This window comes from Aeribacillus sp. FSL K6-2848 (genome assembly GCF_038004325.1).
GTDB classification, from domain to species: Bacteria; Bacillota; Bacilli; order Bacillales; family Aeribacillaceae; genus Aeribacillus; species Aeribacillus composti.
Map to the genome: position 1 here is coordinate 777,488 of NZ_JBBOQQ010000001.1, position 13,832 is coordinate 791,319.

Sequence of the window (13,832 nt, forward strand, 5' to 3'; positions counted from 1 at the left end):
ATGAAACTTTTTCAATGAATGCAGAAATTTGGAAGTCGGAATACAACATTTGATGATTTTCAAAGCGATCAACTTCAAAGGTCGCAATATTCCAAAAAATTTTTTCCATAAAACATCAAGCAATCGGCAGTTGTTTATTTTATGTGAAATGTGCACAGTGAATATGAAAATACGAACGACTTTGGAGATGAATTCAATGTATTTGAAAAGCCTCGAAATTTTAAGAAATAAAGAAATTGATTTAAATAGCTACCCGTTTTCGATTCCTGCAATAAAAAATTTAAAATCCATTTCGTTTCGTTCCAATATTACTTTTTTTGTCGGGGAAAACGGTTCCGGAAAATCAACGCTCCTTGAGGCAATAGCTTATCAGTGTGGCTTTAATACAGCCGGAGGAGGCAAAAACAATAATTTTCATGTAGATGCTTCCGATGCGGCCCTTGGGGAATACATACGGCTGTCATGGATGCCAAAAGTGACGAACGGGTTTTTTTTGCGAGCTGAGACCTTTTATCATTTTGCGTCGTATCTCGATACAATTCCTGAAAGTCTCCCTTATTATGGAGGCCGTTCTCTTCACAAACAGTCGCACGGGGAAGCTTTTCTCTCACTTTTAACAAATCGTTTTGGAAAAAAAGCGATCTATCTGTTGGATGAGCCTGAAGCAGCACTTTCACCTGCTAGACAGCTGACTTTATTAAGGATCATAAAAGATTTGGAAAACGATGCGCAGTTTATTATTTCTACTCATTCTCCCATTTTACTCGGCTATCCAAATGCCCAAATCTTAAATTTTGATGAACATCCGCTAAAGGAAGTAAAATATGAAGAAACTATGCATTATATTATTACTAGGCGGTTTCTCGAAAATAGAAAAAAGGTGTTAAGTGAACTGTTTAACGATTGAGACACAACAGCCTGTGTTGGGGATGCCGTCCATTTATATTTTTCATCACATCACTCATCCTAAAATATTCTGCTTTTGGAGAGGTATAAACAATGAACACAAAAACAAACGCAATGCGAATTCTTGATAAAGAAAAAATACATTACAACGTGATTACTTACGATGTCCAAAAGGGGAAGGTTGATGGGATTTCTGTTGCACAAATGATTGGCAGAAGCCCTGAATCAGTATATAAAACATTAGTTGCTAAGAGCAGCGCCGGCAACATTTATGTATTTGTCATCCCTGTTGAGGCAGAATTAGATTTAAAAAAAGCTGCGAAAATAACAGGAGAGAAAAAAATCGAAATGCTGCCAGTAAAAGATTTACAAAAATGGACAGGCTATATCCGCGGAGGCTGTTCGCCGATCGGCATGAAGAAACATTACCCGACGATTATCGATTCAACTGCATTGGAACACGAGCATATTATTGTCAGCGGGGGCAAAATCGGCGTGCAAATGGAGCTCAGCGTCAAAGATTTGCAGCAAGTAACAGAAGCGAAGCTGGAAGATGTGACGAAATAACAAAAATAGCCGAATTTTATAAGATGTGGCTGTTGTTTTACACTTCGAAAAGAAAGTGAAGGAATTTTACTGAATAAAATAGAAGATTAAGGTGATAACAAGGATAAAGCCTCGTGTTGAAATTCGAAAGAAATGGAGGGCAAGCATAATGGATTTATTCAAAAAGGGATTGGCGTTCGGACTTGGTTTAGCTGTAGCAAGCAAAGAACAAGTGAAAAAATTTGTAGATGAACTCGTGAAAAAAGGCGAGATATCGATTGAAGAATCAAAAGAAGTTTTTAACCAGCTAATCAAGCGCGGTGAAGAAGAAAAAACTGAACTGCAGCGTCTTGTTCGAGAGCAAGTGGCTCAGGTGATCAACAAACTAGATATAGCAACGAAGGAGGATATCCGAGAACTGGAAGAAAAGATTCGCAAATTGGAAAAGGAAGATGAGTAAAAGAGGACCTGTTAAAAGGTCCTTTGTTGTTGAGGAGGCGGTAAAGTGGTTGGAAAAAGGATGCGGCATATTGGCCGTTATCGGGATATCGCGTCTGCTTTAATTCGCAATGGATTTGGATTCGTCGTAGAGGAAATGGGTATTTCGCAATTTCTTTCTTTGCCGCAAAAAGCTTTTTTTGGCAGAAAAACTGAGCATCATTCCAAAACGATAGGTGAACGGGTAAGGCTTGTATTGGAAGAATTAGGCCCGACATTTATAAAATTAGGTCAAATTGCGAGCACCCGTCCTGATTTGCTGCCGGAGGAGATTATTAGTGAATTGGAAAAATTGCAGGATCGAGTTCCGCCTTTTTCTTTTGATGAGGTGCGTGAGATTGTTCAATCAGAATTGGGCGGTGAAATAGAAAAAATTTTTCGGCACTTTGATCATGCTCCGTTAGCTGCTGCTTCAATAGGACAAGTTCATCAAGCCGTTTTGCATTCGGGTGAAAAAGTGGCTATAAAAATTCAACGCCCTCATATTTCGAATGTGATTGAAACGGACTTAGAAATTCTTCAAGATTTAGCGGTATTAGCGGAGCATAGGCTAAAATGGGCTGCAAAGTATCAGGTCAGGGACATGATTGAAGAGTTTTCAAAGGCTCTTCGTGCTGAGCTCGATTATACCATTGAAGCCCGAAATGCAGACAAATTTTCTAAACAGAGTGCAAATGAACAAGCTGTCTACATTCCGAAAGTGTTTTGGGAGTACTCGACGAAAAGAGTATTAACAATGGAATATGTAGAAGGAATTAAACTAAATGAGATTGAAAAACTAAAAACAAATGGATACCATTTGGATCATATTACAGAAATTTTATCAAAAGAAATTTTCCGGCAAATATTTATAGATGGTTTTTTTCATGCCGATCCCCATCCTGGAAATGTCATCATTAAGCAGGGCGGAATCATTGCCTTCATTGATTTCGGAATGACCGGCCGGCTTACATCGGACATGAAGCATCATTTCTCATCATTAGTGATTTCTTTAATGAGGCAGAGTACGGATGGCGTCATGAAAGCCATTTTGCGCATGGGCATCGTTCCTGAAGATATCGATTTAAAGCAATTGAGAGCGGACATCGAAGATTTACGGGAAAAGTATTACGGTGTTCCGTTACACCAAGTCAGCATCGGTGAAGCTGTGAACGACCTTTTTCGAGCAGCTTTCAAACATTCCATCAAAATCCCTTCTGATTTAACACTATTAGGAAAAACGCTTTTGACGGTTGAAGGCGTGGTCGAAAAATTGAATCCAGATTTTAGAATTATCGATGTTGCTGAGCCTTTTGGTCGCCGGCTGGCAAAGGAGCGCTTGCATCCGAAGTATATCGCTGAAAATGCATGGAAACACGTAACAGATTATACAGAACTGCTAATGGATTTTCCAGCTTATGTAGCAGAGATCGCTTCTTTAATGAAGCGGGGCAGACTCCGCCATGAGATCACGATTCCGGAATTAGATCTTTTTCTGAAAAAACTTGACCGCATCAGCAATCGGTTATCGTTCAGCATCGTGCTATTGGCATTCAGTATTATTATGGTAGGGATTATTATTGGTTCTTCAATGGGAAGGCAATCAACACTGCTTTGGAAAATTCCAGCGATTGAAATCGGTTTTGGCGTAGCAACGCTCATGTTTTTGTGGCTGTTATTTTCCATTTTTAAGTCAGGAAAGTTTTAGTCAAAAAGAGCCGTCCAGAAAGTCAAATCCCCATTGAAAACAAAAAATCATTAACGTCGATATATCAACGTTTTCTAAAACATTAATTCATATCTCCAAAAGAATTTAAAAAAGTACTTGACTAAATGTAAGAAAGGGGTGTCAATAAGCCGAAAAAACGACTTATTAGACAAGCCCCTTTTATTAACGCGGAGATGTGATGATAAATGTTTTTTGCCGCTCTTTATAGTATTTCGTACTTTTTATAAAAAGCTCCCAGCTCTCCTTTATAGTTTTTTTGCCAAGGCTTGTCTTTCCCGCAATAATGGATAAAAACAGTATTCTCTTTTATCCACTCCATCCCATGCTTTGCATTTGGAAGCAATTTAATAATTTCATAATATCTTGCATCATAATTGTATCGATAACAATCAACAGGTTTAATTTTATCCCAGTATAAAGCATTGAGCACATCTTGATCAGGAAGGACAAGCTTTAAACGGTTTTCATTAATAAATGCATAGATATCTTCCAATTTCACTTCTTTCCGAATCCGTTCCAAATTCATAAGCAAAACGCCCGTATTAAAATATCCTTTCGCATTCGGGGTTTTAAGCCTTAATTTATTAAAAAGGTTGGCAACTTTTGTAGAATGTGTATGTTCAGAAGCAATAAACAAGCAATTTTCAAAATCACTATAGTAAAAATCTTTGATGGGATTGATTACAACGATGTCGGGATCAAGGTACAGAATTCGGTCCAAATCGTCTGGCAAAAATTGATGGGAAGCTAATCGATAATACATTTCTGATGTATAATGGCGAAAAACGGGTGCATCTTCAAAGAGCTTAGGGTCTACGTATATTGGATATAAACTTTGGTTATGACGTTTTACAAATTGATCCAATTCGTGTAAATCTTGATCGGAAATATTTGAATACATGATATATATCGAAAATTTTTCTTCAATATTATTTTGGAATAATGAATTTAACATAACTTTCAGCGGGGGAATATAATTTGAATTCAGTGTGACAAGAATATTGATCATTTGTACCATCCTCGCAAAAGATCGTAGCAAAATTTTTAAAAGCGTGGATAAAGCCACAGCTATTTAACAAATTACCATCAACGTTTTCATTTTTCAAATAAAATTTGTACGCAGCATTTGTTTTTGTTTAAATTGAATTATAGCATGTTTTTCATTTTTTGAAATATTGACACAAGCTTCTTCAAAAAGGAGGAGTCCTCTTTGACAGAATCAAAACGGGAAAAATTAATGAGAAAGATTGAAAATCATTTGCGAAAAACGGCTAGACATCTAGTGAAAATTGATACGGAGGAAGAGGCATTGCAATTTTTGGCTGATTCCTTCCGCTCCCAGTTTTCATGTGATTTTGTCGGCATCATTTTACAAGAGGGAGAGGAGCTGAGTTTGAAAGTTTGGAGCGGAGATTTGCAGAAAATAACGGAATCCTTTCCGCTGCAGGTTCAAAACTGTTCGCCGAATCTCCTTCACCAAAGCTTAACATATGATAAAGCAGAGCAAGCAGGCGACTGTCAGTTTACCAATTTAATGAAAAAAGAAAAAGTAAAAACGTGGTTTACAGTTCCTCTCAAAGACGATATGAGCAGCTTGGGCTTTTGCATTATTGCCTATCTTGACTACGTACCTCTGTTGGATATGAAGGCACATTTTGATGAATTCGGCAAAGATGTAGCTGTTGCAATTGCAATGGCAAAACAAAAAGAAGCACAAATTAAAAAAATCGAAGGGATCGAGTGGATCAGCAAAAATTTGTCGCTTGATGTGCCGCTTGAAAAAAATATTGAAACACTTGTGGAACGCGCCGGAAAAGGAACTAATGCAAGGATGGCTTGTATTTATTTATATAACGAAAAAGAAAATCATTTTATTTTTCAGCCTCCATCCTATGGTCCATTTGAAAAACCGGAACGGATTAATATTGAAACAAATTATGTTTTAAAGGAATACTTTCCGTTTTTGGATACTCCAGGCGGGTCTGAACTGACCGTTCCATTAATATTTGATTTGAAAACAATCGGTGTGCTTCATGTAGAAGAGAAACAAAAGGGAGTTTTTAATGAAGATGATTTGGAGATATTAAAGCTGCTTTCCAATCATATTGCCGCTATTTTGGAAAATGCCCGTTTATATAAAAACGAAAAGGAGCATAAAGAACGTCTTTACTTTCTGCTTGATTATCAGCACGCCCTCGTGAAAGAAACAGTTGAACATGACAATTTTGACGGTATTACGTCTGCTTTAAGAAGTCTTTTTTCCAAATCCGTCCTTTTGTTCGACCGTTTTATGAGGCCGATTTCTTGTTCCTTCCATCATTATGATTTATCAAATAAAGATGTAGAAAGGCTGATGGGCAGCGGAAATAAAGAGAGATTGATAGAAAACGGAAGGAAACTCCACATCCAATTGGATGACGGGGAAGAGCTTCATTTCCGGCTGTGGAAGGTGAACGGCGGAGGAAATTTGCTTGGGTTTTTGGCTGTCGAAATTGGCGAAAATGACATGGATGAATTTGATCAGCTGACAATTGATTTGGCAAGAAATATTTGTTCGATCCAATTTATCAAGCAGAAGCTTGTTTTGGATACAAAAGAGCAGGTAAAGGATAGCTTTGTCAGCAAATTGCTTGTGGAACGTATAGAGGATCAAGAGCGGATTTTACAATATGCGAATTTATTCCAATGGAACTTATTTCATCAGCACCGATTAGCGGTGTTGTCGATTTTATTAGATGAGAAGGAAACGGAAAACAGTAATTTGCTTGTTCAACAATCTAAAAAAACATTGATTTGGGACCAGTTGAAAACACAAATTTCCCGTTTCAGCAAAGAAATTATCATGGCGACAAACGATGGAAACTATATATTGATTGTTCCGGTAAAAGAAGAAGGCAAGCATCCAAAAAACTATTGGAAAGTATTTTATAGAAATATAAAAAATTGGGTTCGAGAAGGCAATATTGAATGCCAAGTATTCATGGGGATCGGCGGTAAAACTGAAAATTTAAATGATTATTATATTAGCTATCAGCAGGCTATCCAAGCTTTGAATGTCGTGTTTCACAGGTTTCGCCACAAAGGGTTTGCTTTGTTTGAGGAATTGGGTGCTTACACTATTTTACATCATTTAGATAATAAAGAAGCGGTGGAATTTTTCATCAAAAGGCATCTTGAACCGTTATTGAATTATTCGGAAGGGAAAAGTATGGATTTATTCCATACGCTGCGAGCGTTCCTTTATAACAACGGAAATATTAAAAATTCGGCAGAAGAGCTGTTTATTCATCGAAGCTCCCTTCTTTATCGTCTTGAAAAGATTGAATCGCTGCTGGAAATTGATTTAAATGATGCTGATCATCGATTTAATATGATGATGGCTTATAAGCTTTATGACCTGTATTATTCAAAAACAACTGAAAGAATATAAAAGCGCCACAGCGTTTTTTCCACAAAATTGTTGATAGAAGAGAAGCTTTTTCCGTATTTTGTAGGTGTTTATTTCATTTTATATTTTCTATAATAATTTACAGAATATTAATAAAGTTATGTTTTTAAAAGGAGTTGTGACTATGACGATATCTAAAGTCGGGGTAGTTGGAGCAGGCTCGATGGGAAGCGGCATCGCCAATTTGGCCGCCATTTCAGGATTTCAAGTTATCTTGCATGATGTCGAACAAAAATTTCTTGATAACGGCTTATCAAGAATAAATAAATTTATGGAAAAAAGCGTTGCAAAAGGAAAAATGACCGAAGAGCAAAAAAAGGAAGTTTTGGAACGAATTCAAGTTACGACAAATTTGGAGGATTTTAAACAGGCTGATATTGTGATTGAAGCTGTTATAGAAGATTTGGAAGTGAAAAAAAGCGTTTTCGCGAAATTGGATCAAATTACATCTGACCATGTGATTTTGGCAACAAATACTTCTTCCATGTCCATAACAGAGATTGCGTCTGCAACGAACAGGCCGGAACGCGTCGCAGGAATGCATTTCTTCAATCCTGCGCAGATCATGAAATTAGTGGAAGTTGTTCGAGGATATAAAACAAGCGATGAAACAGTAGTAGAACTGAAGGAATTTGCGAAAAAGCTGAATAAAGAGCCGGTGGAAGTGAAAAAAGACACTCCAGGATTTATTGTCAACCGTATTATGATTCCGCAATTTATTGAAGCGATTAAGCTGCTCGAAGAAGGGGTAGCTACAGCGGAAGATATTGATAAAGCGGTTACGCTCGGGCTGAACTATCCTATGGGGCCGTTCACACTTCAAGATTTTGCCGGTGTTGATATCGGCTACTACGTAATGGAATATATGAAAAATGAGTTTAATGATAATCGTTTCGCACCTCCAATGCTTCTAAAGCAATTAGTAAGAGCAGGAAGACTTGGAAGGAAAACAGGAGCCGGTTTTTACGACTATGACTAATCATGAGAATGGAGGACTGAAGATGAGCTTGGAATTTTTAACATGCGATATTGAACAGCATGTAGCAGTTGTCACCATCAACCGCCCGCCTGTCAACCCGCTGAATTCAAAAGTATTTAAAGAGCTTGTAACCGTTTTTAACGAGCTGGAAGAAAACAGCCAAGTAAGAGTCATTATTTTAACAGGCAGCGGTGAAAAAGCATTTGTTGCCGGAGCAGATATTAACGAAATGGCTGATCTCGATCTTGTTGGCATGATGAATATGAACCGTGTGTCAAGGGAAGCTTTTTCAAAAATTGAAAACGCATCCAAACCTGTCATTGCTGCCATTAACGGTCTTGCTTTAGGCGGAGGCTTAGAGCTTGCATTGGCTTGTGATCTGCGGATTTGCTCGGAAAAAGCTAAATTTGCTTTCCCTGAAGTCGGTCTTGGCATTATTCCTGGCGGCGGAGGCACCCAGCGTCTGCAAAAAATTGTCGGTCAAGGCATTGCTAAAGAATTACTTTATTTTGGCGACATGTTTGATGCTAACAGAGCGTTGGAGCTTCATATAGTGAACAAAGTTGTACCTGGCGAAGAACTGCTGGCAACTGCCAAACAATGGGCAGAAAAGCTAGCCCAAAAACCGCCTGTAGCTCTTCGTATGCTGAAAATAGCTGTCAATGCTGGCAGCAATGCTGATCTGGAAACAGGATTGACCCTTGAAGCATCTAGTTTTGCCAATGCCTTTTCAACAGAAGATCGAAAAGAAGGATTGAAAGCGTTTGTAGAAAAGCGCAAGCCGGTTTACGTTGGAAAATAATAAAAGCGATACAACCGACTTCATGTTGAAAAGGTTATTTTATATAGAAAAAGTCATCGAACAAATCATGTAATTTCACGAAGTGTCCGATATGAAATGACTCAGGATGCTTCGTGTCTTACATGTTTTGAATATTTGCGTAAGAGGAGATGGCGAAGCAATGAACAATTATTTGTTTTCGGTGTACGAGTTGGTAGAACATACGGTGAAAGCCTATAAAGATAAAGAAGTGCTCTATGACCTGAAAAACAGATTGACCTATGGCGAATTTTTTCAAGAAGCTAACCGGCTGGCTGCGGGTTTGAAAAAGCTGGGGATCAACAAGGGAGATCGAGTCGCTGTTTGCTTGCCAAACTGGAACGAAACAGCCGTTATTTTTGTAGCAGCGGCCAAAATAGGTGCAATTCTAGTTCCGTTTAATCCGAAGTATAAGCATCACGAAGTGGAATACATTCTCAAAAATTCGGAGCCAAAAGTGTTGTTTGTAACGGAACAGTTTGATGAAAACATTGGATTTAAGCAAGCGTTCCAAGTTGTAAAAACTTTGATTTCTGTTCGTTTTGAACATCCTGATCTATTATCCTATCAAGAAGTAGCGTCTTCCGCGTCAGAAGATGCTCCAGCTGAAAAGCTTGATGTCAACAACGATTTGTTTTGTTTATTGTATACATCAGGAACGACAGGCATTCCGAAAGGTGTAATGATTAGCCATCGCGCCATTGTTCAATCAGCTAATATTATGGCTAAAACGATTAGATGTACTGAAAAAGATGTGTTTATCGTTCCTGCTCCTTTATTCCATATTTTTGGAATGGCCGTCAATTTGTTTTGTGCGATCTCTTGCGGCGCAAGAATCATTTTGCAAGAGAAATATCATCCGAAGGAAACATTAAAATTAATTGAACAGGAAAAAGTGACGATCAAACAAGGAGTTCCCGCCATGTTTATAAAAGAATTAGAACAAGAAGATTTTGAAGATTATGACCTTTCTTCATTGCGAGCGGGTATTGTCGGGGCATCACCTATTCCACCAAACAAAGTGAAAGAAATTCGGGAGCGGATGGGAATAAACTTGTGCCAATCATACGGAATTACCGAAACAGGATCTGTTACTGCGACTGACTATGATGAACAGGATGAACGAGTGATATTGGAAACTGTAGGAAAACCGATCGAAGGTGTAAAGCTGAAAATTGTAGACGAAAATCGGCAGGAGCTCCCTCCAGGCGAAGTTGGTGAAATTGCCATCCACAGCTTTGGCACCATGAAAGGGTATTACAAAATGAAGGAACAAACAGAGCAGGTTTTGGATAAAGAAGGATGGTTTTATACGGGAGATCTCGGAGTGTTGGATGAAAAAGGAAACCTTCGTTTCGTCGGGCGAAAAAAAGAAATGATCATTCGTGGAGGCTTCAACATTTATCCGCAGGAAGTCGAGGCAGTTTTAACTAAACACCCTCAAGTTGTCGAAGCAGCTGTCATAGGCTTGCCTGATGAAGTAATGGGCGAATCAGTTTGTGCTGTTATAAAGCTGAAAAAAGGCGCAGCTTGCACAGAGGAAGAATTAAAAGAGTTTGTTAAAGCGCAAATGGCATCATACAAAGTTCCAAACAAAATTATTTTCACAGAAGATTTTCCTGTCACAGCGAGCGGTAAAATTCAAAAGGTAAGACTGAAAGATCAAGTGATGGAAAAATTTAATTTCAATGCGTAAATGGTTCGATGAAAAGAAGAGTTTAAGAACAGCTTATCGGCTGAAACATTGAAACTCCGGCGATGATTTGGAAAATATCGGGATATCTTATGAAGTAAGCATCAATTCCATATAATGTTTCCTGTTGGTTTCTTTACACTGCCGGCCGGCATTATTTATGTAACTCGTCGTAACGGACAGTTTTGCCATGGTATTGAAGTCATTCATGCGTTTGATGTTCATGTGCGATTTGGAAGCTGGTTTATTGACTGAATAATTGAGTTAGAATTTCCGAAAATTCAGATAAAATAACAATATCTCAAATCTATTATTTTTACTTCCAATCTTTTGAAATTTGAAAACGATTGCAAAAAATGTTCATAAGCGTTTGATGATTGTGCATGCTCATTTGATTTCATTTGCGAGATCCGGATTTTCTTAATCTTTTGGCGGCTCCCTGCTTCTATTCTTGTCTTTTTTCGATATTGCAGCAGCAATTACTTACCTTCCATATAATTTGTCGTCTCTTGATGAGCTTTTCAGCCGTTATTTCGGCTGACTCCGCCTCTTTTTTTGGACGCAAAGGAAAATTGATGTATGATTTGGAATTTCCCGCTATTCTTTCGTGCCTTTAGCTTTTGTTCTTTCCATTATGTATGTGATGCCATTATGTTTTGCGCTTCCATTCAGCAAGCTTATACAGATGCCGGTGGTTATGGGGACTGTTTTCAGCTTATTGGTGCAAATGCACTTTTCTTGTTTTTGCTCTAATAACAGGTGAAGCAGCTTTGGGAGAAAATGAATGGTAAAAAACAGAGGTGTTATAAAATGGAACAATTTTCAAGCAACCCTTTTTTGAAAAAAGTGATTTCTTTAGATGATATATTTACACCGGAGAATTTTACTGAAGAACATCGCATGATAGCTAGCACTGCATCAGCCTATGTGGAACAAGAAGTTTTGCCTGTTTTGCCGGAAATAGAAAAACAACAATTTGATCAATCGATTGAGCTCTTAAGAAAAGCAGGAGAATTAGGTCTATTAGGATCAGATGTGCCTGAAGAATACGGAGGGCTTGATTTAGACAAAATCAGCTCGGTTATCATCATGGAGGAAATTGGAAAGACGAGATCTTTTTCAACAACATTTGGAGGGCAAATTGGAATTGGCTCCCTTCCGATTGTGTATTATGGAACAGACGAACAAAAGGAAAAATATTTGCCTTACGTAGTTAGCGGCGAAAAAATTGGTGCGTATGCATTGACAGAACCGTCGGCAGGAACGGATGCCTTAAGTATCAAAACGTCAGCACGATTGTCTGATGACGGCAAATACTATTTAATTAATGGCGAAAAACAATTTATTACTAATGCATCTTTTGCAGATTTCTTTATTTTGTACGCGAAAGTGGACGGTGAGAAGTTCACCGCCTTTATTGTCGATAAAAACAGTGAAGGGATTACAATAGGACCGGAAGAAAAGAAAATGGGTTTAAAAGGCTCTTCAACAACACCGGTCATTTTGGAGGATGTAAAAGTTCCGGTTGAAAATGTATTAGGGGAAATTGGCAGGGGACATTTGATTGCGTTTAACATTTTGAATAACGGCCGCCATAAAATATCAGCGGCAAGCCTCGGCATGGCAAAAAGAGCATTGGAGCTCGCCGTTCAGCATGTAACAGAGCGGAAACAATTTAATCGGCTGCTGTCGCAATTTCCGTTAATTCAAGAAAAAATAGCCGACATAGCTGCAAAAATATTTACGATTGAAAGCATGGTATATCGTTCTGCCGGCGAGTTGGATCGGGGATATCAGTACTGTAAAGAAAATAATATTCCGTATAGAGATATTTTAAAGCAATTTGCAGTGGAAGCTTCGATCAACAAGGTGTTTGCCTCCGAAGCGCTGGATATCATTGTGGATGAAGCGCTGCAAATGCATGGCGGATACGGTTATATTTCCGAATATGAAGTGGAGCACCTTTACCGCGATTCAAGGATTAACAGAATATTTGAAGGAACAAACGAGATTAACCGGATGATTATTGCCCAAACACTGCTGCAATCAAAAGCGGAATGGACGGATTTCAGAAAGCTGGATGAAGGTCCATCTGAAGAAATGGCGCAGGAGTGGGAGCTGCTGTCCAACTTGAGAAGGCTCGCGGGACAAGCGATGGAAATGATTTTACAGTCATCTGAAAATTATAAGGAAGAACAAGAAATTTTAGCATGGTTGGCAAATTTGGCTATTTCGATTTATGCAATTGAAAGCAATTTATTTCGAGTGGAAAAATTACTTGCAAATAAAGCTCAGAAAAAAATAAAAGAAAAGAAACTATTGGCAAAAATTTTCGCATATGAGGCATCTAGTAAAATTGTGTCGGAAATGTTCAAGTTCAGTGTGTTACACGATGAACAAATAAAGCAGCAAAAAGAAAAATTATTTAAAACGATTCAATCAAGCAACAATGATTTTGTTCATGATAAACGATTGATAGCATCTGCCGTTATATCTGCCGGAAATTATTCAGGCATTCACAAGCTATAATCGATTTTTTCTTACGTGGAAGTCCGATAAGTTCCAAAAATAATTCAAGTAGGGCTGTTCAGGAAGTCAATTCTCCATTGAAAACAAAAATCATAAGATCATATATAACGTTTCTAAAACATTTAAGGGGGCGTCATAAGCCGAAAAAACGACTTATTTGACAGCCCCCTTAATATATTTCGATTTTTGTTTGAAGGGGCTGTCCAAAAAAAGTCAGTTACCCTGACTTTTTGGAGCCCCTTTATTTTAGGGACTTATCGGACAGACCATTTTTTCTATCTTGTTTATATCCTTCAGATGTCTTATGAAGGACTTTTCTTATGCTCTCTTTTTTAATTACGTTCTCCAAACGTTTTATGACGGACATTCAGCACATACAATTGCTTCTTGTTGAACTTCATTACCTATATGAAGGACATTTGCAAATTTTATTCGATTATTTTGTCCTTCACGGTAGTATTTCTCCCAAATCCTTCATTTTAGAAATTCATCGGACAGCCCCTTTCAGCATGTATGAGCTGATGCCGCAATCCCAAACTCAACATATACCTTATCGAGCTCCCGCAAAGAAAATCTGGCACCTTGCAGACGCGAGGGGCATTCAATTTAAAAAAATAGCAAAGGTATTTTATTTGTCCCGCATAGAGGAACAAATGAGTGACGAATAAAGAAAAAATGCCATTATAATAGAATCATAGTAAGCGT

The 13,832-nt window shown here is 38.1% G+C and carries 11 protein-coding genes; 10 read left to right on the plus strand and 1 reads right to left on the minus strand.

Annotated elements, in window-relative coordinates; genetic code table 11:
• Nucleotides 1-196 precede the first annotated feature (196 nt).
• The 4 genes from NSS70_RS03825 to NSS70_RS03840 all read left to right on the plus strand — a co-directional run bounded on the left by NSS70_RS03825 (nt 197) and on the right by NSS70_RS03840 (nt 3,637).
• Nucleotides 197-907, plus strand: coding sequence for an AAA family ATPase (locus NSS70_RS03825; RefSeq protein WP_339211014.1), 711 nt, complete (start codon nt 197-199; stop codon nt 905-907).
• A 92-nt stretch (nt 908-999) separates the two neighbouring features.
• Nucleotides 1,000-1,473 (plus strand): Cys-tRNA(Pro) deacylase, encoded by a 474-nt coding sequence (gene ybaK, locus NSS70_RS03830; protein WP_130158380.1) that lies wholly within the window; start codon nt 1,000-1,002, stop codon nt 1,471-1,473.
• A 148-nt stretch (nt 1,474-1,621) separates the two neighbouring features.
• Nucleotides 1,622-1,912 (plus strand): phasin family protein, encoded by a 291-nt coding sequence (locus tag NSS70_RS03835; RefSeq protein ID WP_063389222.1) that lies wholly within the window; start codon nt 1,622-1,624, stop codon nt 1,910-1,912.
• 45 nt (nt 1,913-1,957) lie between these two features.
• Nucleotides 1,958-3,637: an ABC1 kinase family protein gene (locus NSS70_RS03840; protein ID WP_144597365.1), complete on the plus strand. Its 1,680-nt coding sequence runs from the start codon at nt 1,958-1,960 to the stop codon at nt 3,635-3,637.
• Between the two features lie 223 nt (nt 3,638-3,860).
• Here the strand turns inward: NSS70_RS03840 and NSS70_RS03845 are convergent, their stop codons facing one another.
• The gene (locus NSS70_RS03845; RefSeq protein WP_066248838.1) at nt 3,861-4,667 is read right to left on the minus strand and encodes a glycosyltransferase family 8 protein; all 807 of its coding nucleotides are present in this window, start codon (nt 4,665-4,667) and stop codon (nt 3,861-3,863) included.
• 201 nt (nt 4,668-4,868) lie between these two features.
• Here NSS70_RS03845 and NSS70_RS03850 point away from each other — a divergent pair, with 201 nt between their 5' ends.
• The 6 genes from NSS70_RS03850 (at nt 4,869) to NSS70_RS03875 (ending at nt 13,795) form a co-directional block, all read left to right on the plus strand.
• The gene (locus tag NSS70_RS03850; protein WP_130158384.1) at nt 4,869-7,088 is read left to right on the plus strand and encodes a helix-turn-helix domain-containing protein; all 2,220 of its coding nucleotides are present in this window, start codon (nt 4,869-4,871) and stop codon (nt 7,086-7,088) included.
• Between the two features lie 142 nt (nt 7,089-7,230).
• Nucleotides 7,231-8,085, plus strand: coding sequence for a 3-hydroxyacyl-CoA dehydrogenase family protein (locus tag NSS70_RS03855; protein ID WP_063389218.1), 855 nt, complete (start codon nt 7,231-7,233; stop codon nt 8,083-8,085).
• A 22-nt stretch (nt 8,086-8,107) separates the two neighbouring features.
• The gene (locus NSS70_RS03860) at nt 8,108-8,887 is read left to right on the plus strand and encodes an enoyl-CoA hydratase/isomerase family protein (protein WP_130158386.1); all 780 of its coding nucleotides are present in this window, start codon (nt 8,108-8,110) and stop codon (nt 8,885-8,887) included.
• A 160-nt stretch (nt 8,888-9,047) separates the two neighbouring features.
• A complete protein-coding gene (locus NSS70_RS03865) occupies nt 9,048-10,601 on the plus strand; it encodes a class I adenylate-forming enzyme family protein (RefSeq protein WP_130158388.1) in 1,554 nt (517 codons plus the stop codon).
• A gap of 807 nt (nt 10,602-11,408) precedes the next feature.
• Nucleotides 11,409-13,127 carry an acyl-CoA dehydrogenase family protein gene (locus NSS70_RS03870; RefSeq protein ID WP_327873236.1) on the plus strand — a complete coding sequence of 573 codons (1,719 nt, stop codon included), beginning with the start codon at nt 11,409-11,411 and terminating at the stop codon, nt 13,125-13,127.
• 320 nt (nt 13,128-13,447) lie between these two features.
• A complete protein-coding gene (locus NSS70_RS03875; RefSeq protein ID WP_094245181.1) occupies nt 13,448-13,795 on the plus strand; it encodes a hypothetical protein in 348 nt (115 codons plus the stop codon).
• The last annotated feature ends 37 nt before the right edge of the window (nt 13,796-13,832 follow it).